Origin of the sequence: Streptomyces sp. RG80, from assembly GCF_040446465.1 — a bacterium.
Taxonomy (GTDB): Bacteria; Actinomycetota; Actinomycetes; order Streptomycetales; family Streptomycetaceae; genus Streptomyces.
Map to the genome: position 1 here is coordinate 112,371 of NZ_JBEAAJ010000009.1, position 21,006 is coordinate 133,376.

At 69.9% G+C, this 21,006-nt stretch carries 21 protein-coding genes and 1 pseudogene; 1 reads left to right on the top strand and 21 read right to left on the bottom strand.

The window, feature by feature from the left end:
- Nucleotides 1-75: 75 nt before the first annotated feature.
- The 12 genes and pseudogenes from coaBC to pyrR form a co-directional block, all read right to left on the bottom strand.
- The gene (gene coaBC, locus ABKA17_RS30205) at nucleotides 76-1,278 is read right to left on the bottom strand and encodes a bifunctional phosphopantothenoylcysteine decarboxylase/phosphopantothenate--cysteine ligase CoaBC (RefSeq protein WP_353695462.1); all 1,203 of its coding nucleotides are present in this window, start codon (nucleotides 1,276-1,278) and stop codon (nucleotides 76-78) included.
- Between the two features lie 102 nt (nucleotides 1,279-1,380).
- The gene (gene rpoZ, locus ABKA17_RS30210) at nucleotides 1,381-1,653 is read right to left on the bottom strand and encodes a DNA-directed RNA polymerase subunit omega (protein ID WP_003982715.1); all 273 of its coding nucleotides are present in this window, start codon (nucleotides 1,651-1,653) and stop codon (nucleotides 1,381-1,383) included.
- 65 nt (nucleotides 1,654-1,718) lie between these two features.
- Nucleotides 1,719-2,309 (bottom strand): annotated as a pseudogene (gene gmk, locus ABKA17_RS30215) (guanylate kinase); the annotation flags it as partial.
- A 27-nt stretch (nucleotides 2,310-2,336) separates the two neighbouring features.
- The gene (locus tag ABKA17_RS30220) at nucleotides 2,337-2,660 is read right to left on the bottom strand and encodes an integration host factor (RefSeq protein WP_003977346.1); all 324 of its coding nucleotides are present in this window, start codon (nucleotides 2,658-2,660) and stop codon (nucleotides 2,337-2,339) included.
- A gap of 289 nt (nucleotides 2,661-2,949) precedes the next feature.
- Nucleotides 2,950-3,795, bottom strand: a complete 846-nt coding sequence (pyrF, locus tag ABKA17_RS30225) for an orotidine-5'-phosphate decarboxylase (RefSeq protein ID WP_353695464.1) — start codon at nucleotides 3,793-3,795, stop codon at nucleotides 2,950-2,952.
- Entirely contained in the window at nucleotides 3,792-4,898 is a 1,107-nt protein-coding gene (locus ABKA17_RS30230) for a quinone-dependent dihydroorotate dehydrogenase (RefSeq protein WP_353695465.1), read from the bottom strand. The genes pyrF and ABKA17_RS30230 overlap by 4 nt, the downstream gene beginning before the upstream one ends.
- Before the next feature lie 72 nt (nucleotides 4,899-4,970).
- The gene (gene carB / locus ABKA17_RS30235) at nucleotides 4,971-8,279 is read right to left on the bottom strand and encodes a carbamoyl-phosphate synthase large subunit (RefSeq protein ID WP_353695466.1); all 3,309 of its coding nucleotides are present in this window, start codon (nucleotides 8,277-8,279) and stop codon (nucleotides 4,971-4,973) included.
- Complete coding sequence (carA, locus tag ABKA17_RS30240; protein WP_353695467.1) at nucleotides 8,272-9,429, bottom strand: glutamine-hydrolyzing carbamoyl-phosphate synthase small subunit; 1,158 nt, start codon at nucleotides 9,427-9,429, stop codon at nucleotides 8,272-8,274. The genes carB and carA overlap by 8 nt, the downstream gene beginning before the upstream one ends.
- Entirely contained in the window at nucleotides 9,426-9,992 is a 567-nt protein-coding gene (locus ABKA17_RS30245) for a PH-like domain-containing protein (protein WP_353695468.1), read from the bottom strand. The genes carA and ABKA17_RS30245 overlap by 4 nt, the downstream gene beginning before the upstream one ends.
- A complete protein-coding gene (locus tag ABKA17_RS30250; RefSeq protein WP_353695469.1) occupies nucleotides 9,989-11,275 on the bottom strand; it encodes a dihydroorotase in 1,287 nt (428 codons plus the stop codon). The genes ABKA17_RS30245 and ABKA17_RS30250 overlap by 4 nt, the downstream gene beginning before the upstream one ends.
- A gap of 5 nt (nucleotides 11,276-11,280) precedes the next feature.
- Nucleotides 11,281-12,258 (bottom strand): aspartate carbamoyltransferase catalytic subunit, encoded by a 978-nt coding sequence (locus ABKA17_RS30255; RefSeq protein WP_353695470.1) that lies wholly within the window; start codon nucleotides 12,256-12,258, stop codon nucleotides 11,281-11,283.
- 83 nt (nucleotides 12,259-12,341) lie between these two features.
- Entirely contained in the window at nucleotides 12,342-12,932 is a 591-nt protein-coding gene (gene pyrR / locus ABKA17_RS30260) for a bifunctional pyr operon transcriptional regulator/uracil phosphoribosyltransferase PyrR (protein WP_353695471.1), read from the bottom strand.
- A gap of 253 nt (nucleotides 12,933-13,185) precedes the next feature.
- Here pyrR and bldD point away from each other — a divergent pair, with 253 nt between their 5' ends.
- The gene (gene bldD, locus ABKA17_RS30265) at nucleotides 13,186-13,686 is read left to right on the top strand and encodes a transcriptional regulator BldD (RefSeq protein WP_003956405.1); all 501 of its coding nucleotides are present in this window, start codon (nucleotides 13,186-13,188) and stop codon (nucleotides 13,684-13,686) included.
- Between the two features lie 180 nt (nucleotides 13,687-13,866).
- Here the strand turns inward: bldD and nusB are convergent, their stop codons facing one another.
- The 9 genes from nusB to ABKA17_RS30310 all read right to left on the bottom strand — a co-directional run bounded on the left by nusB (nucleotide 13,867) and on the right by ABKA17_RS30310 (nucleotide 21,005).
- Complete coding sequence (gene nusB / locus ABKA17_RS30270; protein WP_353695472.1) at nucleotides 13,867-14,301, bottom strand: transcription antitermination factor NusB; 435 nt, start codon at nucleotides 14,299-14,301, stop codon at nucleotides 13,867-13,869.
- Between the two features lie 2 nt (nucleotides 14,302-14,303).
- A complete protein-coding gene (gene efp / locus ABKA17_RS30275; RefSeq protein WP_353695473.1) occupies nucleotides 14,304-14,870 on the bottom strand; it encodes an elongation factor P in 567 nt (188 codons plus the stop codon).
- A 51-nt stretch (nucleotides 14,871-14,921) separates the two neighbouring features.
- Nucleotides 14,922-16,028, bottom strand: a complete 1,107-nt coding sequence (locus ABKA17_RS30280; protein WP_353695474.1) for an aminopeptidase P family protein — start codon at nucleotides 16,026-16,028, stop codon at nucleotides 14,922-14,924.
- Nucleotides 16,029-16,166: 138 nt separating this feature from the next.
- Nucleotides 16,167-16,994 (bottom strand): Pro-rich N-terminal domain-containing protein, encoded by an 828-nt coding sequence (locus ABKA17_RS30285; protein WP_353695475.1) that lies wholly within the window; start codon nucleotides 16,992-16,994, stop codon nucleotides 16,167-16,169.
- A 164-nt stretch (nucleotides 16,995-17,158) separates the two neighbouring features.
- Entirely contained in the window at nucleotides 17,159-18,250 is a 1,092-nt protein-coding gene (gene aroB / locus ABKA17_RS30290; protein ID WP_353695476.1) for a 3-dehydroquinate synthase, read from the bottom strand.
- On the bottom strand, nucleotides 18,247-18,759 hold the full coding sequence (locus ABKA17_RS30295; protein WP_353695477.1) for a shikimate kinase: 513 nt from the start codon (nucleotides 18,757-18,759) through the stop codon (nucleotides 18,247-18,249). The genes aroB and ABKA17_RS30295 overlap by 4 nt, the downstream gene beginning before the upstream one ends.
- The gene (aroC, locus tag ABKA17_RS30300; protein WP_353695478.1) at nucleotides 18,756-19,940 is read right to left on the bottom strand and encodes a chorismate synthase; all 1,185 of its coding nucleotides are present in this window, start codon (nucleotides 19,938-19,940) and stop codon (nucleotides 18,756-18,758) included. Before aroC ends, ABKA17_RS30295 begins: the two co-directional genes overlap by 4 nt.
- 171 nt (nucleotides 19,941-20,111) lie before the next feature.
- Nucleotides 20,112-20,465, bottom strand: a complete 354-nt coding sequence (locus ABKA17_RS30305; RefSeq protein ID WP_353695479.1) for a hypothetical protein — start codon at nucleotides 20,463-20,465, stop codon at nucleotides 20,112-20,114.
- A gap of 87 nt (nucleotides 20,466-20,552) precedes the next feature.
- Nucleotides 20,553-21,005: an acetyltransferase gene (locus ABKA17_RS30310; RefSeq protein ID WP_353695480.1), complete on the bottom strand. Its 453-nt coding sequence runs from the start codon at nucleotides 21,003-21,005 to the stop codon at nucleotides 20,553-20,555.
- Nucleotide 21,006 lies beyond the last annotated feature (1 nt).

Below are 21,006 nucleotides of genomic sequence, written 5' to 3' on the forward strand. Positions count from 1 at the left end.
TCCCGAGCGGGCTTGGCCAGGCCCGCCACGCCTCAATTACCGAGGTGTGAGAGCGCGGTGAAGCGAATGAAACATTCAGCTCAGGCGCCGGACCACCAGGTCCCACACGATTTCGGCCAATGCTTCCTTCGGGCCGTGCGGGACCGGCGTCTCGGTGCCGTCGGCGCCCAGCACCACCGCCTCGTTCTCCTCCGCCCCGAAGGTCTTGCGCTCCCCCACCTCGTTGACGACGAGGAGGTCGCAGCCCTTGCGGGCGAGCTTCGTACGGCCGTTGGCCAGCACGTCGTCGGTCTCGGCGGCGAATCCGACGACCACCTGTCCGGGGTGGGCGCGGTCGGCGGAGATCTCCGCGAGGATGTCCGGATTCCGCACCAGGACGATGGGTTCCGGATCCTGGCCGTCCTTCTTCTTGATCTTCCCGGACGCGTATGTCTCCGGACGGAAGTCCGCGACCGCGGCGGCCATGACCACCGCGTCGGCGTCCTCGGCGGCCTTCAGGACGGCTTCCCGAAGCTGTACGGCCGTGCCGACCGGGACGACGTCCACGCCCGCCGGGTCCGGCAGCGCGCTGTTGGCGGCGATGAGCGTGACCCGGGCGCCGCGCGCGGCGGCGGTGCGGGCGAGGGCGTAGCCCTGCTTGCCGGAGGAGCGGTTGCCGAGGAAGCGGACCGGGTCGAGGGGCTCACGGGTGCCACCGGCGCTGACGACCACGTGCCGGCCGACCAGGTCGGGCTCGGTGACGCCCCGGGCCAGGACGCGGCGGCAGACCTCGAAGATCTCGGCCGGGTCGGGCAGCCGGCCCTTGCCGGTGTCGACGCCGGTGAGGCGCCCGACGGCCGGCTCGATGACGACGGCGCCGCGGCGGCGCAGGGTCGCCACGTTCTCCTGGGTGGCGGGGTGCTCCCACATCTCCGTATGCATCGCGGGTGCGAAGACGACCGGACAGCGCGCGGTCAGGAGCGTGTTGGTGAGCAGGTCGTCCGCGAGGCCGTGGGCCGCCTTCGCGAGCATGTCCGCGGTGGCCGGGGCGACGATCACCAGGTCCGCGTGCTGCCCGATGCGGACGTGCGGCACCTCGTGGACGTCGTCCCACACCTCGGTCGAGACGGGGTTGCCGGACAGGGCGGACCAGGTGGCGGCGCCGACGAAGTGCAGCGCGGAGGCGGTGGGGACGACACGCACATCGTGCCCGGACTCCGTCAGCCTGCGCAGCAGCTCACAGGCCTTGTACGCGGCGATGCCACCACTGACCCCCAGAACGACCTTCGGCTTGTCCACCGTCTCTCCCCGGACCTAGGAAACGTACAACCCCATGACACACCACAGGCCCGACAGTCGCGCTGTCGGGCCTGTGGAAAAGCCAACTGCAATGTGAAAGTACTACTGCGCGGGGCCCTCGACGGCCTCGGACGTCAGCAGACCCGCGTTGATCTCGCGGAGCGCGATCGAGAGCGGCTTCTCGTGCACGTGGGTGTCGACGAGCGGACCGACGTACTCGAGGAGGCCCTCGCCGAGCTGCGAGTAGTACGCGTTGATCTGACGGGCACGCTTGGCCGCGTAGATCACGAGGCTGTACTTCGAGTCGGTGGCCTCGAGAAGCTCGTCGATCGGAGGGTTGATGATGCCCTCGGGCGCGGTGATGGAAGAGGACACGCTCTGCCTTCCGATGGGTGGGAAAGAATCAGTCTGAATGATCAACGCTGACCGAACAGCATCGATCACACAACGTCCATCAAGGCTAGCAGCTCACGCGCCACGTCCTCGACGGAGGTGTTGACCAAGGTCACATCGAACTCGGGCTCGGCCGCCAGCTCGACCTTCGCCGCTTCCAGACGGCGCTCGATCACTTCCGGCGGCTCGGTGCCACGTCCCGTGAGCCTGCGCACGAGCTCCTCCCAGGAGGGCGGAGCCAGGAACACCAGCTGGGCGTCCGGCATGGACTCGCGGACCTGCCGGGCACCCTGGAGGTCGATCTCCAGCAGGACCGGCTCACCCGCCTCCAGCCGCTCCAGCACCGCGTTCCGCGGCGTGCCGTAGCGGTTGCCGGCGAACTCGGCCCACTCCAGCAGCTCACCGTTGGCGATCAGCTTGTCCATCTCCTCGTCGGTGACGAAGAAGTAGTGGACACCGTGCTTCTCGCCCGGGCGGGGCTTGCGGGTCGTCGCCGACACCGAGAGCCAGACCTCGGGGTGTTCCTTGCGCATATGGGCGACGACCGTGCTCTTGCCGACCCCTGAGGGGCCGGAGAGCACGGTCAGCCGCGGACGTTCACTCATGCAGCGATTATTCCAGCAATCCCGGAGTGCCCGGGACTCCCGGTCCGGACTGTGCCGGACTCAGGAACCGGTGCTGCCGAACTCACGCTCCAGAGAAGCGATCTGGTTCGAGCCGAGACCACGCACACGGCGGCTCTCGGAGATGCCCAGACGCTCCATGATCTGCTTGGCGCGGACCTTGCCCACGCCCGGGAGCGACTCGAGCAGGGCGGAGACCTTCATCTTGCCGATGACGTCGTTCTCCTGGCCCTGCTTGATGACCTCGTGGAGAGAGGCGCCGGAGTGCTTGAGTCGATTCTTGACCTCGGCCCGCTCCCGGCGAGCCGCGGCGGCCTTTTCGAGCGCGGCTGCGCGCTGTTCAGGGGTAAGGGGCGGAAGAGCCACGCCTACGTCACCTCGGATGTTGAACTGTCGGATACGGACCGGTGAGGAACCTAGTCGCCCCACACCTGGGGAGCCACGAGCAACACGCTTGCCCGTTCACTCTGCGTCGGAGACTAGCGGCCAACTCCGCCAGAGTCAGCGAGAACAGCGGAAAAGTCCTGGTCAGCCTCCGTCAGGCCGGATATTTCGGACATATTGCCCCTGATTTGAGGATGTATTCAGCCTCAAGTCGTCCTGGAGGCACTCATCGGAGGACTCCCACGACCGTCTCGAACGCCTTCGACGACCGTCATACGAGCGCCACGGCGGCCCTGGTCTCCTCCGCGAACCGCTCGGCGGCCGCCCGCAGCGCGCTGACGTCCGGACCGTGCCGCAGGACGCCCCGGCTGACGTTGGGGACGACGTTGCGCACCACGGAGCCGAACACCTTGGGAAGGTCGGCCGGAGTGGCCCCCTGGGCGCCGATGCCGGGCGCGAGGAGCGGACCGTTGATGTCCAGGTCGTAGGACGACAGATCGCCGAGCGTGGCGCCGACGACCGCCCCGAAGGAGCCGAGGGGCTCCTCCCCCGTGTTCTCGGCCGCCAGGTGCCCCAGCATCGTCGCGCCGACGTTCCGGCCGTCCGCGCGGATCGCGTGCTGAACCTCGCCGCCCTCCGGGTTCGAGGTCAGCGCGAGCACGAACAGTCCCGCCCCGCTCTCCCGAGCCAGCGCGACCGCCGGCGAGAGCGACCCGTAGCCGAGGTACGGCGAGACCGTCAGGGCGTCGGAGAACAGCGGGGAGTCCGGGCGCAGGAAGGACTCGGCGTACGCGGCCATGGTCGAGCCGATGTCACCGCGCTTGGCGTCCATGACGACCAGCGCGCCGGCCGCCCGCGCCTCCTCGACCGACTTCTCCAGGACGGCGACACCGCGCGACCCGAAGCGCTCGAAGAACGCGCTCTGCGGCTTGAGGACGGCCACCCGGTCGGCCACCGCCTCGACGACCGTGCGGCTGAACCGCTCCAGGCCGGCCACGTCGTCGTTCAGACCCCACTCGGTGAGCAGGGACGCGTGCGGGTCGATGCCGACGCACAGCGGGCCGCGTTCGTCCATGACACGGCGAAGACGTACGCCGAAGGGTGCGAGAGAGCTCATGCCGGCTTCCTTACATCGGCGCCGACCGCGTCGGCGAGCGTGGCGTAGGGGCTGTTGCGCAGGCGAGCGACGAGCCCCTTGTGGATCGCGCGGCCCCAGAAGGGCCCCTCGTAGATGAACGCGCTGTAGCCCTGTACGAGCGTGGCACCGGCGAGGATGCGCTGCCAGACGTCCTCGGCGTTCTCGACGCCGCCGACGCCCACGAGGGTGATGCGGTCGCCCACGCGCGCGTAGAGGCGCCTCAGCACCTCCAGGGAGCGGGCCTTCAGCGGGGCGCCGGACAGCCCGCCGGTCTCCTTCACGAGCGAGGGTTCGGATTTCAAACCGAGGCCGTCGCGCGCGATGGTGGTGTTGGTGGCGATGATCCCGTCCAGGCCGAGCTCGACGGCCAGGTCGGCGACCGCGTCGACGTCCTCGTCCGCGAGATCGGGCGCGATCTTCACCAGGAGCGGAACCCGCCGCGAGGGGACCGTACGGTCGGCGGCCTCACGAACGGCGCTCAGGAGCGGCCGCAGCGCTTCGGTGGCCTGGAGATTGCGCAGCCCGGGCGTGTTCGGCGACGACACGTTCACGACCAGGTAGTCGGCGTACGGTGCCAGCCGCTCGGTCGACTTCACGTAGTCGGCGGCGGCCTCGTCCTCCGGTACGACCTTGGTCTTGCCGATGTTGACGCCCACGACGGTCTTGAAGACGGGCGTACGGGAGGCCAGCCGGGCCGCGACGGCCAGCGAGCCCTCGTTGTTGAACCCCATGCGGTTGATCAGCGCACGGTCCTTCACCAGCCGGAACAGCCGCTGCTCGGGGTTGCCTGGCTGCGCTTCCCCGGTCACCGTGCCGATCTCGACGTGGTCGAAGCCGAGCATCGACATGCCGTCGACGGCGACCGCGTTCTTGTCGAATCCGGCGGCGAGCCCGAAGGGGCCGTGCATCCGCAGCCCGAAGGCCTCGGTGCGCAGCTCCTGATGGCGGGGGGCGAGGGCGGCGGCGACGAACGTGCGCAGCACCGGGACGCGGGCGGCGAGCCGGATCCAGCGGAAGGCCAGGTAGTGCGCCTGCTCCGGGTCCAGCCGCTTGAAGACGAGCTTGAAGAAGATCTTGTACATCGATGTGTCCTCTTGAAGTCAGGTGACCTCATGAAGAGGGGGACACCGTTTCCGGTGTCCCCCTCAGGGCTGCTAGTCGCGGGCGGCGGTCAGGTGTTCCGCGTGTTCCTGCAGTGAGCGGACGCCCACGTCTCCGTGGTTGAGGGCGTCGATGCCCTGGACGGCGGCGGCGAGCGCCTGGACCGTCGTCAGGCACGGGACCGACCGGGCCACGGCCGCCGTACGGATCTCGTAGCCGTCGAGGCGGCCACCGGTGCCGTAGGGGGTGTTGACGATGAGGTCGACCTCGCCGTCGTGGATGAGCTGGACGATGGTCTTCTCACCGTTGGGGCCGGTGCCCTCGGACTGCTTGCGCACGATCCTGGCGTTGATGCCGTTGCGCTTGAGGACCTCGGCGGTGCCGGAGGTGGCCAGCAGCTCGAAGCCATGGGCGACCAGCTCGCGCGCCGGGAAGATCATCGAGCGCTTGTCACGGTTGGCGACCGAGATGAACGCCCGCCCCTTGGTCGGCAGCGGACCATAGGCACCGGCCTGGGACTTGGCGTAGGCGGTGCCGAAGACGGAGTCGATGCCCATCACCTCGCCGGTGGAGCGCATCTCCGGGCCCAGCACCGTGTCGACGCCGCGGCCGTGGATGTCCCGGAACCGGGACCACGGCATGACGGCCTCCTTCACCGAGATCGGTGCGTCGAAGGGCAGTTCGCCGCCGTCGCTGTTGGCGGGCAGCAGGCCCTCGGCGCGCAGTTCGGCGATGGTCGCGCCCAGCGAGATCCGGGCGGCAGCCTTGGCCAGCGGGACCGCGGTCGCCTTGGAGGTGAACGGCACGGTCCGCGAGGCGCGCGGGTTGGCCTCCAGGACGTAGAGGATGTCGCCGGCCAGCGCGAACTGGATGTTGATCAGTCCGCGTACGCCGACACCGCGCGCGATGGCCTCGGTGGAGGCCCGCAGCCGCTTGATGTCGAAGCCGCCCAGGGTGATGGGGGGCAGGGCGCATGCCGAGTCACCGGAGTGGATGCCGGCCTCCTCGATGTGCTCCATCACGCCGCCGAGGTAGAGCTCCTGGCCGTCGTAGAGGGCGTCCACGTCGATCTCGATCGCGTCATCCAGGAAGCGATCGACCAGGACCGGCCGGGAGGGGCTGATCTCGGTCGACTCGGCGATGTAGGAGGCGAGGCGGGTCTCGTCGTAGACGATCTCCATGCCGCGGCCGCCGAGGACGTACGAGGGCCGCACCAGGACCGGGTAGCCGATCTCGTCGGCGATGGCCTTGGCCTCGGCGAAGGTGGTCGCGGTGCCGTGCTTGGGGGCGGGCAGGCCCGCCTCGGCGAGCACCCGGCCGAACGCGCCGCGGTCCTCGGCGGCGTGGATCGCCTCCGGGGAAGTGCCCACGATCGGTACGCCGTTGTCCTTGAGCGCCTGGGACAGGCCCAGCGGGGTCTGGCCGCCCAGCTGCACGATCACACCGGCGATCGGGCCCGCGAGGGACTCCGCGTGGACGATCTCCAGCACGTCCTCGAGCGTCAGCGGCTCGAAGTACAGGCGGTCGGAGGTGTCGTAGTCGGTGGAGACGGTCTCCGGGTTGCAGTTGACCATCACCGTCTCGTACCCGGCGTCCGACAGCGCGAAGGAGGCGTGCACGCAGGAGTAGTCGAACTCGATGCCCTGGCCGATCCGGTTCGGCCCGGAGCCCAGGATGATGACGGCCGGCTTCTCGCGCGGGGCGACCTCGGTCTCCTCGTCGTAGGAGGAGTAGAAGTACGGCGTCTTCGCCGCGAACTCGGCGGCGCAGGTGTCCACCGTCTTGTACACCGGGCGGATCCCGAGCGCGTGCCGGACTTCGCGCACGACGTCCTCACGCAGGCCCCGGATCTCACCGATCTGCTGGTCGGAGAACCCGTGCCGCTTGGCCTCGGCAAGGAGGTCCTTGGTCAGCTCGGGAGCTTCCGCGAGCTCGTCGGCGATCTCCTTGATCAGGAAGAGCTGGTCGACGAACCACGGGTCGATCTTCGTGTACTCGAAGACCTCCTCCGCCGTAGCACCCGCGCGGATGGCCTGCATGACGGTGTTGATGCGGCCGTCGGTGGGCCGGACGGACTCCGCGAGCAGGGCTTCCTTGTCGCCGGGCTCGCCGACGAAGGTGAACTGGCTGCCCTTCTTCTCCAGCGACCGCAGCGCCTTCTGGAATGCCTCGGTGAAGTTGCGGCCGATCGCCATCGCCTCACCGACCGACTTCATCGTCGTCGTCAGCGTCGAGTCGGCCTGCGGGAACTTCTCGAAGGCGAAACGGGGCGCCTTGACGACCACGTAGTCGAGCGTCGGCTCGAAGGAGGCCGGGGTCTCCTGCGTGATGTCGTTCGGGATCTCATCCAGGGTGTAGCCCACGGCCAGCTTCGCCGCGATCTTGGCGATCGGGAAACCCGTCGCCTTGGAGGCGAGGGCCGAGGAACGCGACACGCGCGGGTTCATCTCGATGACGATGACGCGGCCGTCGACCGGGTCGATGGCGAACTGGATGTTGCAGCCGCCGGTGTCGACGCCGACCTCGCGGATGATCGCGATACCGACGTCGCGAAGGCGCTGGTACTCGCGGTCGGTCAGCGTCATCGCGGGCGCGACGGTGATCGAGTCGCCGGTGTGGACGCCCATCGGGTCGAAGTTCTCGATGGAGCACACGACCACGACGTTGTCGTTCTTGTCGCGCATCAGCTCCAGCTCGTACTCCTTCCACCCCAGGATCGACTCCTCCAGGAGCACCTCGGTGGTCGGCGAGAGCGTCAGGCCCTGCCCGGCGATGCGGCGCAGCTCCTCCTCGTCGTGCGCGAAGCCCGAACCGGCACCGCCCATGGTGAAGGAGGGGCGGACGACGACGGGATAGCCGCCGAGCGTCTCGACGCCCTTGAGGACGTCGTCCATGGAGTGGCAGATGACCGAGCGGGCGGACTCGCCGTGCCCGATCTTGGCGTTCACCGCCTCGACGACGCCCTTGAAGAGGTCGCGGTCCTCGCCCTTGTTGATGGCCTCGACGTTGGCGCCGATCAGCTCGACGCCGTACTTCTCGAGGGTGCCGGCCTCGTGCAGGGAGATGGCCGTGTTGAGGGCCGTCTGTCCGCCCAGGGTGGGCAGCAGGGCGTCGGGGCGCTCCTTGGCGATGATCTTCTCGACGAACTCCGGGGTGATCGGCTCGACGTAGGTCGCGTCGGCGATCTCCGGGTCGGTCATGATCGTCGCCGGGTTGGAGTTGACCAGGATGACCCTGAGGCCCTCGGCGCGCAGGATGCGGCAGGCCTGGGTGCCGGAGTAGTCGAACTCGGCGGCCTGGCCGATGACGATCGGGCCGGAGCCGATGACCAGGACGGACTGGATATCGGTGCGCTTAGGCACGCTGGCCCTCCAACAGAGCTGTGCTCATCAAAGACGTGAAGCGGTCGAACAGGTAAGCGGCGTCGTGCGGGCCCGCCGCCGCCTCGGGGTGGTACTGGACGCTGAAGGCCGGCTGGTCGAGCAGCTGGAGGCCCTCCACCACGTTGTCGTTCAGGCAGACGTGGGAGACCTCGGCACGCCCGTAAGGGGTGTCGGAGACCTTGTCGAGCGGGGCGTCGACGGCGAAGCCGTGGTTGTGCGCGGTGACCTCGACCTTGCCCGTCGTACGGTCCTGCACCGGCTGGTTGATGCCCCGGTGGCCGTACTTCAGCTTGTACGTGCCGAAGCCGAGCGAGCGGCCGAGGATCTGGTTGCCGAAGCAGATGCCGAAGAGCGGGGTCTTGCGCTCCAGCACGCCCTGCATGACGGAGACGGCGTGGTCGGCGGTGGCCGGGTCGCCGGGGCCGTTGGAGAAGAACACGCCGTCGGGGTTCACGGCGTAGACGTCCTCGACGGTCGCCGTGGCGGGCAGCACGTGGACCTCGATGCCGCGCTCGGCCATCCGGTGCGGGGTCATGCCCTTGATGCCGAGGTCGATCGCGGCGACGGTGAACTTCTTCTCACCGATGGCGGGGACGACGTACGCCTCCTTGGTGGCGACCTCGGCGGAGAGGTCGGCGCCCTTCATCTCGGGGGCCTGGCGCACCTCGGTGAGCATGGTGCCCTCGTCGGGCAGGGCGTCGCCGGAGAAGATGCCGACGCGCATGGCGCCGCGCTCACGCAGATGGCGCGTCAACGCGCGCGTGTCGATGCCGGAGATGCCGACGACACCCTGGTTGCGCAGCTCCTCGTCGAGCGAGCGGCGCGAGCGCCAGTTGGAGGGCACGCGCGCGGGGTCGCGCACGACGTAACCGGCCACCCAGATCTGCTTGCTCTCCGAGTCCTCGTCGTTGACGCCGGTGTTGCCGACGTGCGGGGCGGTCATCACGACGACCTGGCGGTGGTACGACGGGTCGGTGAGGGTCTCCTGGTAGCCGGTCATGCCGGTGGAGAAGACCGCCTCGCCGAAGGTCACCCCCACGGCCCCGTAGGCGCGGCCGCGGAAGATCCGGCCGTCCTCCAGGACGAGTACCGCGGGAACCTTCGAGGCTCCCCTTGTGGAGGTCGTCATCGTGCGCCTTCCGTTTCCGTCTTGTTGATCATGGAGTTAATGACGTCGACCCACTCGGTGTGCTCGGCAGCGTGGTCGGAGCGGAAACCGGAGTCGATCAGCTTGTCCCCGTGTTCCCAGGTCACGATCAGCAGGCCGCCCTCGGTGAGCACCTTGCCGGCGATGCCCTTGCCGAGCACGGCCTCCCGCAGCGCGCCGACCGGGATGAAGAAGTCGGTCGCCCCGGGGCGTACGACATCCAGTCCCGCGTCCGTCAGGGTGAGCTCGACCCGGCTGCGGGTGCCGAGGCCGTGCGCCACGATGCGGTCGAGCCACTGCCCGGCGGTGGTGGAGCCGTGGTAGCGGCCGCTCATCGTCAGTTTCGCCGCACCGGGCTCGGACGGCGCGGTGGGCAGCTCGGGCAGGTCGCCCTGGAGCGTGCCGCGCCACTTCCAGCCCTCGCGCATCAGCCAGTAGATGAGCGCGACGAACAGCGCCAGTCCGACGAGCCACCCGACTCGGGCGGCCCAGTCGGTGACCTCAGCCGATTTCTGCTCGGCGGCCAGCAGGATTACAGGTGTCACGTGAGCTTCCCGTCGACGAGCGTGGCCTTGCCCCGGAGCCACGTGTGCGTGACACGGCCCGGCAGCTCACGCCCCTCGTACGGGGTGTTCCGGCTGCGCGAGGCGAAGCCCGCGGGGTCCACGTCCCCACGGTATTCCGTGTCGACGAGCGTGAGGTTGGCGGGCTCACCTGCCGAGACGGGGCGGCCGTGTCCGGTGGCCTGCCCGATCCGGGCGGGGTTGACGGACATCCGGTCGGCGACCCCGGCCCAGGTGAGGAGCCCGGTGTCCACCATGGTCTCCTGCACCACTGACAACGCGGTCTCCAGGCCCACCATCCCCATGGCGGCCGCGGCCCACTCGCAGTCCTTGTCCTCGTGCGGGTGCGGGGCGTGGTCGGTGGCGACGATGTCGATCGTGCCGTCGGCGAGCGCCTCGCGCAGGGCCAGCACGTCGCGCTCGGTGCGCAGCGGCGGGTTGACCTTGTAGACCGGGTTGTAGGTGCGCACCAGCTCGTCGGTGAGGAGCAGGTGGTGCGGGGTGACCTCGGCGGTGACGTCGATGCCGCGGGACTTGGCCCAGCGGACGATCTCGACGGAGCCGGCGGTCGACAGGTGGCAGATGTGGACGCGGGAGCCGACGTGCTCGGCGAGCAGGACATCCCGGGCGATGATCGATTCTTCGGCCACCGCGGGCCAGCCGCCGAGACCCAGCTCGGCGGAGACGACGCCCTCGTTCATCTGGGCGCCCTCGGTCAGCCGCGGCTCCTGCGCGTGCTGGGCGACGACCCCGCCGAAGGCCTTCACGTACTCCAGCGCGCGGCGCATGATCACGGCGTCGTCGACGCACTTGCCGTCGTCGGAGAAGACGGTGACCCCGGCGGCCGACTCGTGCATGGCGCCCAGCTCGGCGAGCTTCCTGCCCTCCAGGCCGACGGTCACGGCGCCGATGGGCTGCACGTCGCAGTACCCGTGCTCCTGGCCGAGCCGGTAGACCTGCTCGACCACGCCGGCGGTGTCGGCGACCGGGAAGGTGTTGGCCATGGCGAAGACGGCCGTGTAGCCGCCGGAGGCCGCCGCGCGCGTGCCGGTCAGCACGGTCTCGGAGTCCTCGCGGCCGGGCTCGCGCAGATGGGTGTGCAGGTCGACCAGGCCCGGCAGGAGGACCTTGCCGGCCGCCTCGACGACCTCGGCGCCCTCGTCGGACAGCCCGGCCCCGACGGCCTCGATGACCGAGCCGTTGATCAGGACGTCCTGCGGCTCGCCGCCGAGGACCTTCGCACCACGGATCAGGATCTTGCTCATGTGACTTACTTCTCCTCGATACGCGTGTGGCTGACGGCGGGCTCGTTGCCACCCAGCAGCAGGTACAGAACGGCCATCCGGATGGAGACTCCGTTTGCGACCTGCTCGACCACGGTGCAGCGGTCGGAGTCGGCGACCTCGGCGGTGATCTCCATGCCGCGGACCATCGGCCCGGGGTGCATCACGATGGCGTGCTCGGGCATCTTCGCCATGCGCTCCCCGTCGAGGCCGTAGCGCCGCGAGTACTCGCGCTCGGTCGGGAAGAACGCGGCGTTCATCCGCTCGCGCTGCACGCGCAGCATCATCACCGCGTCGGACTTGGCCAGCGTGCTGTCGAGGTCGTACGACACCTCGCAGGGCCAGGTCTCGACGCCGACCGGTACCAGGGTGGGCGGGGCGACGAGGGTGACCTCGGCGCCGAGGGTGTGCAGCAGGTCGACGTTGGAGCGGGCGACCCGGCTGTGCAGGACGTCGCCGACGAGCGTGATGCGCTTGCCGGACAGGTCCTGGCCGAGCCCGGCGTCCCGGCCGACGAGGCGGCGGCGCATGGTGAAGGCGTCCAACAGGGCCTGGGTGGGGTGCTGGTGGGTGCCGTCACCGGCGTTGATCACGGCCGCGTCGATCCAGCCGGAGGTGGCGAGCCGGTACGGGGCTCCGGAGGCGCCGTGCCGGATGACGACAGCGTCGACGCCCATGGCCTCCAGGGTCTGGGCGGTGTCCTTCAGGGACTCGCCCTTGGAGACGCTCGACCCCTTGGCGGTGAAGTTGATGACGTCCGCGGAGAGGCGCTTCTCGGCGGCTTCGAAGGAGATACGCGTGCGCGTGGAGTCCTCGAAGAAGAGGTTGACGATCGTGCGGCCGCGCAGGGTCGGCAGCTTCTTGATCGGCCGGTCGGCGACCCGGGCCATCTCCTCGGCGGTGTCGAGGATGAGGACGGCGTCGTCGCGGGTGAGGTCGGCGGCCGAGATGAGATGACGCTGCATCTGTCAGGCTCCGTAAGGCAGTTCAGGCGGGGAGATTCCGGGCAAGCCAGGGCACGCCGAGGGCAGGCGTGTCCGTCGGCTCGCTACTGGGTCTGCTTCGCGCCGAGCAGCACGGTGTCGCGACCGTCCTCCTCGGCGAGCTGGACCTTGACCGTCTCCCGCAGCGACGTGGGGAGGTTCTTGCCGACGTAGTCGGCGCGGATGGGCAGTTCGCGGTGGCCGCGGTCGACGAGGACCGCGAGCTGCACCGCGCGCGGACGCCCGATGTCGTTCAGGGCGTCGAGGGCGGCGCGGATGGTGCGGCCGGAGAAGAGCACGTCGTCGACGAGGACGACGAGGCGGCCGTCGATGCCGTCACCGGGGATCTCGGTGCGGGCCAGCGCACGCGGCGGGTGCATGCGCAGGTCGTCCCGGTACATGGTGATGTCGAGCGAACCGACCGGAATCTTGCGCTCGGTGATCTCTTCCAGCTTGGCGGCGAGCCGCTGGGCGAGGAAGACGCCGCGGGTCGGGATGCCGAGGAGCACCACGTCGTCGGCGCCCTTGGCGCGCTCGACGATCTCGTGGGCGATACGGGTCAGCACGCGCGCGATGTCGGGGCCTTCGAGAACGGGCCGGGCATCGGACGGCGAGTCCTGCCGCACGTCGTGCTGTGTGTCCTGCTGCTTGTCCATAAGAAACGGACCCCCTTCTCCGCCTCACGGGACGGACCTTAAAGGACGTCGGAATTGCGCCATCCACGGTAGCAGGCCGAACCGACCCCCCTGATCACCCCCCTGGCCTAATCGGCCACCGATATCACGGAAGAGTCGGTGCGGCTCATTCGGCTTGACGCAGAAGAGTAACGCTGCGTAACCTCACAGTGAGTTACCAGCCGCGCGGCATGGATCAAAGCCGTCCGCGTCGACACAGTGTCCGGGGAGCTATATGTCCAGCGAATACGCCAAACAGCTCGGGGCCAAGCTCCGGGCCATCCGCACCCAGCAAGGCCTTTCCCTCCACGGTGTCGAGGAGAAGTCCCAGGGACGCTGGAAGGCGGTCGTGGTCGGATCGTACGAGCGTGGCGACCGTGCCGTGACCGTGCAGCGTCTCGCCGAGTTGGCGGATTTCTACGGCGTACCCGTCCAGGAACTGCTGCCGGGCACCACGCCGGGCGGTGCCGCCGAGCCGCCGCCGAAGCTGGTCCTGGACCTGGAGCGGCTGGCCCACGTGCCGGCCGAGAAGGCGGGTCCCCTCCAGCGCTATGCCGCGACGATCCAGTCGCAGCGCGGTGACTACAACGGCAAGGTGCTCTCGATCCGCCAGGACGACCTGCGCACACTCGCCGTCATCTACGACCAGTCGCCCTCGGTTCTCACCGAGCAGCTGATCAGCTGGGGCGTCCTGGACGCGGACGCGCGTCGCGCGGTCTCCCACGAGGAGAGCTGAGCCGCTTCCAGCCTCAGCAGAAACGTGCCGCCGGGGTGGCCGGAACTTCACGGTTCCGGCCACCCCTGCGGCGTTCTGGGGCCCTTGAGGGCCACGGGCGCCCCGGAGGCCGCGGACATGCCAGAGGGCCCGCAGCAGTCACGCTGCGGGCCCTCTGGCATGTCGTACCTCTGGCGGCTCTTACGCCTCGTCGCGGCGCAGAGACGACTTCAGGTCCTTCAGACGGCCCAGCAGGCCGTTCACGAAGGCCGGCGACTCGTCCGTGGAGAACTCCTTCGCCAGCTGCACCATCTCGTCCAGCACGACGGCGTCCGGGGTCGCGTCGACCCAGATCAGCTCGTGGGCGCCGAGACGCAGCAGGTTGCGGTCCACGACCGGCATCCGGTCGAGCGTCCAACCGACGGAGTACTGCGCGATCAGCTCGTCGATGCGCTTCGCGTGCTCCGCGTAGCCCTCGACCAGCTGCATCGTGTACTCGCTGACCGGCGGCTGCCGGGTGTCTTCCCGGGAGAGCCGGATCCAGTCCGCGAGGACCGTCAGGACGTCCACGCCACGCTGGTCGCCCTCGAAGAGGATCTGGAAGGCGCGCTTGCGGGCCGTGTTGCGGGCAGCCACGGTTAGCTGTTCACCCGGCCGAGGTAGTCGCTGGTGCGGGTGTCGACCTTGATCTTCTCACCGGTGGTGATGAAGAGCGGCACGTTGATCTGGTGGCCGGTCTCCAGGGTGGCGGGCTTGGTGCCACCGGTGGAGCGGTCGCCCTGCAGGCCCGGCTCGGTCTCCTGGACGACGAGCTCGACGGCGGCCGGCAGCTCGATGAAGAGCACCTCGCCCTCGTGCTGCGCGACGGTGGCCGTGAAGCCCTCGATCAGGAAGTTGGCGGCGTCGCCGACGGCCTTGCGGTCGACCATGAGCTGGTCGTAGGTCTCCATGTCCATGAAGACGAAGTACTCGCCGTCCATGTACGAGAACTGCATGTCGCGCTTGTCGACAGTGGCCGTCTCGACCTTGACGCCGGCGTTGAACGTCTTGTCGACGACCTTGCCGGACAGCACGTTCTTGAGCTTGGTGCGCACGAAGGCCGGGCCCTTGCCGGGCTTGACGTGCTGGAACTCGACGACGGACCAGAGCTGGCCGCCTTCGAGCTTGAGCACCAGGCCGTTCTTGAGGTCGTTCGTGGAAGCCACGGTTGCGGAATCTCCTGGACTGACGTGGACGACCCCGGCGCACGCCTCTGCCTACAGGGCGAGCAGCTCCTTGGTCGTGATGGTGAGTAGCTCGGGTCCGCCGTCCGCCTCGGGGCGTACGACGAGCGTGTCATCGATCCGGACACCGCCCCGGCCCGGGAGGTGGACCCCCGGTTCGACGGTGACCGGCACGCAAGCGTCCAGTTTACCCATGGCCGCGGGGGCCAGCTGCGGGTCCTCGTCGATTTCGAGTCCCACGCCGTGTCCGGTCAGGGTCGGAAGGCCTTCCGCGTGCCCCGCGGAGTCCAGCACCTGCCGTGCCGCGCGGTCCACGTCACGGTAGGCCGCGCCGGGGGCGAGAGCCTCCCGTCCGGCGCGCTGAGCGGCGAAGACCAGGTCGTACAGCTCGATCTGCCAGTCGGCCGGCGACGTCCCGATCACGAACGTACGACCGATCTCACAGCGGTAGCCGCGGTATGTCGCCCCGAGACACACGGAGAGGAAATCGCCCTCCTCCACCCGGCGGTCGGTGGGGCGATGGGCACCGCGGCCGGAGTTCGGGCCGGTGGCGACGGAGGTGGCGAAGGCGGGGCCGTCGGCGCCGTGGTCGACCAGGCGCCGCTCCAGTTCGAGGGCGAGGTGCCGTTCGGTGCGGCCGACGAGGATGGACTCCAGGAGCTCTCCCAGGGCCTGGTCGGCGATCTCGGCGCCGATGCGCAGACAGGAGATCTCCTCCTCGTCCTTCACGACCCGGAGCTGCTCGACGGCTCCGCCGAGGTCGACGAGTCTCAGCCGTGGGGCCACCGAGCGCAGCGCTCTGTGGCGCGCCACGGTGAGGTGGTGCTCCTCCACGGCGAGCGAGTCCACACCGTGCATGACGGCGAGGTCGGCGGCCGCGACGGCCGCGTCACCGCCGGATCCGGGCAGGGTCTGGAGCCGCAGCGCCTCGTCGGGCCGGCCCTCTCCGGCACGGTCGTCCGGCGGATCGGCGCACAGCAGCACGTCCTCGGATCTGCCGAGGAGCAGGACGGAGCCCTGGGGGGCGGCGCCCGCGAGGTAGCGGACGTTGGCGGGGCGGGAGATCAGCGCCGACGCGGTGCCGACCGCGTGGCAGCGTTCCCTGAGTCTGGTGCGGCGGGCCGCGTACGCCTCTGACATGACTCGAGCCTAGGAGCTCCGCAGGTGGGGCGCCGTTCGAGAGAGGCCGAGTGGGGCAGGGAGCGTTGTCGACCGCGGGCCGGTGGGGGCTTGTCGCGCAGTTCCCCGCGCCCCTCAGGTGTCTGCGGGCAACGCCGACTACCAGCTCGGCGGACTTGCGATCGACCTCGCCAGTACGTCGTCGAGGACCCGTGCCGTCTGCGGTACGTCGAGCTGTGAGTTGTCGATGATCGGCAGGCCCGAGCCGTACCAGCCCGCCATGCGGCCGTGGATGCGGGCCACCTCCTCGTCGGTGAGGCGGCGGTTGCCCGAACGTTCGGCGTTGCGCTCGAGGACGATCTCCAGGCCCGGCAGCAGGACGACGGGCAACAGTCCCGGGCCCACGTGCCGCTTCCAGCCGCCGAGGCCGACCACCGGACGGTCGGGGAAGACGGCGTCGTCGAGGATGCAGGAGATGCCGTTGGCGAGGAAGTTGCGGGCGGCGAAGCCGCAGGTGCGGCGGGCGAGGCGGTACTGGGCCTCGGAGTGGTCGTTCCAGCCGGACTGGGGGTCGGCGAAGCCCGAGCGGACCCATTCGCGGACGTCGTCGAGGCTGATGTGGGCGGTGGGGACCCGGCGGTGGTCCGCCCAGTACTTGGCGACGCTCGTCTTGCCGGCCCCCGCCGGGCCGATGAGCAGGACCGCGAGGGTCGTGGCGGCGGGGTCGGGCGCTGCCGTCGCGGGCGGGGCCGCGGGAACGCCGACCGGGCCGCCGGGAGGCAGCGGCACATGGCCGGTGGTGTCCGGGGCCGGCGGGACCGGGGGGTGGGGAGGCTGCGGGGAGAAGCCCGGTGCCGGGGGCGGCGGGGGCACCGGGGCGGGCCCCTGGTGCGCACCCGGGTGGTGTGCGGCCGGCGACCAGCCGTGGGCCGGTCCGTGCCCCGGCTGGTGGGGCGGCGGCAGCGGAGAACCCACTGCGTGCTGCATCCGGTGCCACTCCGTCTCGTACAGGCAATTGGCGCTGGCAGCAGGGCACGAACCCCGCTCCTTACCGAACGGTACCGTCCCCGGCCGCCGTTTGGTGAACGGCCGGGGACGGCCCTAAGTGCCCGTGCCCGTAAGGCAAATCGGACGGATGGCGCCTCTGCGGACTACTCGCCCACCTCGCCGTACGCGGCGAGCAGCACGGCCGGGTCGGGGCCTTCCAGGACGGTGGGCTTGCCCAGTCCGTCGAGGACGATGAAGCGCAGCAGGTCGCCGCGGGACTTCTTGTCGACCTTCATGTTCTCCAGCAGCTTGGGCCACTGGTCGTAGCGGTAGTGCAGCGGCAGACCGACGGACTCCAGGACCGTACGGTGGCGGTCGGCCGTGGCGTCGTCCAACCGGCCCGCGACCCGGCCGAGTTCGGCGGCGAAGTGCATGCCTACGGCGACGGCGGCGCCGTGCCGCCACTTGTACCGCTCGTTCTTCTCGATGGCGTGGGCCAGCGTGTGACCGTAGTTGAGGATCTCCCTGAGGCCCGACTCCTTCAGGTCCGCGGAGACGACCTCGGCCTTGACACGGATGGCCCGCTCGATCAGCTCGGAGGTGTGCGGTCCCGCCGGGGTGCGCGCGGCCTGGGGGTCGGACTCGATGAGGTCCAGGATCACCGGGTCGGCGATGAAACCGGCCTTGATGATCTCGGCGAGGCCGGAGACGTAGTCGTTGACCGGCAGCGACTCCAGCGCGGCCAGGTCGCACAGCACACCGGCCGGCGGGTGGAAGGCTCCGACGAGGTTCTTGCCCTCGGCGGTGTTGATGCCGGTCTTGCCGCCGACGGCCGCGTCCACCATCGCCAGGACGGTGGTGGGGATGGCGATCCAGCGCACGCCGCGCAGCCAGGTCGCGGCCACGAAACCGGCCAGGTCGGTGGTGGACCCGCCGCCGACGCCCACGACGACGTCGGAGCGGGTGAAGTTGGACTGGCCGAGCGCCTTCCAGCAGTAGGCGGCGACCTCGGCGGTCTTGGCCTCCTCGGCGTTGGGCACCTGGATGGCGACCGCTTCGAAGCCCTGGTCGGCGAGGTCGGCCCGCAGCGCCTCACCGGTCTCGGCGAGCGCCTCGGGGTGGATCACCGCGACCCGCTTGGCCTTGGGACCGACCAACGCACCGAGCTCGCCCAGGAGTTGACGGCCCACCAGGACCTCGTACGGCTCGCTGCCCGCGGTGCCGCCGACCTGGATCCGCGTCACTGCCTCACTCATGCCTGCTTCAACTCCAGTGCGTCCAGGGCCACTTCGGTGACTTCTTCGGGGGTACGGCCGTCCGTGGCGACGACCGCCGTGGCGATCCCCTCGTACAGGTTGCGGCGGGCCTCCATCAGCTCGCGCCACTGCTTGCGCGGGTTGACCGCGAGCAGGGGGCGGGCGGCGTTCAGACCGGTGCGCTTGACCGCTTCCTCGACGTCCATCGAGAGGTAGACGACGTTCAGTCCGGTGAGCGCCGCGCGCGTGCCCTCGTCGAGGATCGCGCCGCCGCCGAGCGCGAGGACACCCTCGTGCTCGGCCAGCGCCCGCAGCACCGCCTGCTTCTCGAGCGCCCGGAAGGCCGCCTCGCCCTCGTCGACGAAGATCTCGGCGATGGCCCGGCCCTGCTCGGCGACGATGTCGTCGTCGGTGTCCCGGTAGCCGACGCCGAGTCGCTCGGCGAGCAGCTGCCCGACGGTGGACTTGCCGACGCCCATCGGGCCGACGAGCACGACCACAGGGCTCATCGGATGGCCAGGTTCTCGAGGTACGACTGAACGTTGCGGCGGGTCTCGGGCACCGAGTCGCCGCCGAACTTCTCCGCGACGGCGTCCGCGAGGACCAGGGCGACCATGGCCTCGGCGACGATACCGGCGGCGGGGACCGCGGAGACGTCGGAGCGCTGGTGGTGGGCCTGGGCGGCCTCGCCGGTGGTGACGTCCACGGTCTGCAGGGCGCGCGGCACGGTCGCGATCGGCTTCATCGCGGCACGTACGCGCAGCAGCTCGCCCGTGGTCAGACCGCCCTCGGTGCCACCGGAGCGGCCGGAGACGCGGCGGATGCCCTCGGGGGTGTTGACGATCTCGTCGTGCGCCTTGGAACCGGGCACGCGCGCGAGCTCGAAGCCGTCGCCGAGCTCGACGCCCTTGATGGCCTGGATGCCCATGAGCGCACCGGCGAGCCGGGCGTCCAGCTTGCGGTCCCAGTGCACATGCGAGCCGAGGCCCACGGGGACGCCGTACGCCAGGATCTCGACCACGCCACCGAGGGTGTCGCCGTCCTTGTGGGCCTGGTCGACCTCGGCCACCATCGCCTTGGACGTGTCGGCGTCCAGGCAGCGCAGCGGGTCGGCGTCCAGCTTCTCGACATCGGCCGGCGTCGGGTACACCCCGGCCGGAGCCTTCACGGAGCACAGCTCCACGACATGGCTGACGATCTCGATGCCGGCCGTCTCCTTGAGGTACGACCGGGCGACCGCGCCCAGCGCCACCCGGGCCGCCGTCTCGCGGGCCGAGGCGCGCTCCAGGATCGGACGGGCCTCGTCGAAGCCGTACTTCTGCATGCCCGCGAGGTCGGCGTGGCCGGGGCGCGGGCGGGTCAGCGGAGCGTTGCGCGCGAGTCCGGCGAGGATCTCCGGGTCGATGGGGTCGGCCGACATGACCTGTTCCCACTTGGGCCACTCGGTGTTGCCCACCATGATCGCGACCGGGGAGCCGAGGGAGAGTCCGTGCCGGACGCCACCGAGGAAGGTGACCTGGTCCTGCTCGAACTTCATCCGGGCACCGCGTCCATAGCCGAGGCGGCGCCGGGCCAGGTGGTCCGCCACCAGCTCCGTGGTGATCGGCACGCCGGCGGGAAGGCCCTCCAGCGTCGCGACGAGTGCGGGGCCGTGGGACTCCCCCGCGGTCAGCCAGCGCAACCTGCTCAACGGTGCTCCTCAGTGCTCGCGCCCTCGTACTGCCCTGCGTACGCGCGTCCTCGCGTACGGCAATGGCGCGACCGGGTGCGCGGCCCCGGTCCGCCACCTTCGATCCTCCCATGTCCGGCACGCTGCGCCCGCCGCTGGTCCATCAGGCGGACGGATGCCGACCGGAACGGCTCAGACGGAACCGTTGCCCTGCCGGTTCTGCGGTGCGTAGGCGCCCAGGAAGTCGGCGCCGCTCGGCTGGGCGGGGGCCTGCTGCGGCGGGGCCGCCGGCGGCTGCTGGGGCGCGTAGGCACCGAGGTAGTCGGCGCCGCTGCGCTGCCCGTACCGCGCCGCCGCGTGGACCGGCTGCCCGTTGCGCAGGGCACGCCGGTAGTCGATCTTGCGCTTGAGCTTGACGGCCCAGGACACGAGCACCGCGAGCACGACCAGCGCGACCACCGTGATCTGCACCCAGTCGGGCATGAACCTCAGCACGAATTCGAATATCTCGCTCTTGCCGGATGCCATCTGCATGCCTGCGGACACGTCTGTGCTCCCCTCCCGGTTCCGCCCGTGCGGCATCCCGCGAACCGAGCCGGTTCGCGGGATGTACGCCTGTGTTCTGTGTGACGGTCAGCCGCAGTGGCCGAAGGCACTCGTGTAGCTGTCCCAGAAAATTCCGTTGTCGACATACTCGATGCCGCCCGTGTACTTCACGCACTTGTTGGCCGCGGACGCGTAGACAGGACCCGCGTAGTAGCTGTATGTGCCCTTGTCGCGCTTCCAGGTTCCGCCCTGCACGAGAATTCCGGCCTCGGTGAGGTTGGCCGCGCCGACGTAGCCATTGATGTGCATGGTCACGACGCAGTTGGTGCCGGGAGAGGCGTTGTACAGGAGCGACACTCGCGCGGCAGGCTTGTTCGTGGTGGTGTCGAAGCCGACCGTGTGGGACTCCAGCACGTAGTAGCCCGACCCGCACGCCGCTTCAGGCGTCGACGCGGCCGCGGCCGCCGGGGTGGCACCGACCACTCCGACAACGCCCGCCATTCCGAGCGCCGCCGCGACGGAAAGAACGCGCCTCTTCATC

Excerpts from the sequence above, each read along its gene's own strand:
- pyrR (WP_353695471.1), bottom strand. The coding sequence starts at position 12,932 with ATGGACAAGCAGCAGGACACACAGCACGACGTGCGGCAGGACTCGCCG.
- ABKA17_RS30295 (WP_353695477.1), bottom strand. The coding sequence starts at position 18,759 with ATGAGCCCTGTGGTCGTGCTCGTCGGCCCGATGGGCGTCGGCAAGTCC.
- carA (WP_353695467.1), bottom strand. The coding sequence starts at position 9,429 with ATGACGACCTCCACAAGGGGAGCCTCGAAGGTTCCCGCGGTACTCGTC.
- ABKA17_RS30230 (WP_353695465.1), bottom strand. The coding sequence starts at position 4,898 with ATGTACAAGATCTTCTTCAAGCTCGTCTTCAAGCGGCTGGACCCGGAG.
- aroB (WP_353695476.1), bottom strand. The coding sequence starts at position 18,250 with ATGAGTGAGGCAGTGACGCGGATCCAGGTCGGCGGCACCGCGGGCAGC.
- ABKA17_RS30255 (WP_353695470.1), bottom strand. The coding sequence starts at position 12,258 with ATGCAGCGTCATCTCATCTCGGCCGCCGACCTCACCCGCGACGACGCC.
- ABKA17_RS30310 (WP_353695480.1), bottom strand. The coding sequence starts at position 21,005 with ATGAAGAGGCGCGTTCTTTCCGTCGCGGCGGCGCTCGGAATGGCGGGC.
- pyrF (WP_353695464.1), bottom strand. The coding sequence starts at position 3,795 with ATGAGCTCTCTCGCACCCTTCGGCGTACGTCTTCGCCGTGTCATGGAC.
- ABKA17_RS30280 (WP_353695474.1), bottom strand. The coding sequence starts at position 16,028 with ATGTCAGAGGCGTACGCGGCCCGCCGCACCAGACTCAGGGAACGCTGC.
- ABKA17_RS30250 (WP_353695469.1), bottom strand. The coding sequence starts at position 11,275 with ATGAGCAAGATCCTGATCCGTGGTGCGAAGGTCCTCGGCGGCGAGCCG.
- bldD (WP_003956405.1), top strand. The coding sequence starts at position 13,186 with ATGTCCAGCGAATACGCCAAACAGCTCGGGGCCAAGCTCCGGGCCATC.
- ABKA17_RS30285 (WP_353695475.1), bottom strand. The coding sequence starts at position 16,994 with ATGCAGCACGCAGTGGGTTCTCCGCTGCCGCCGCCCCACCAGCCGGGG.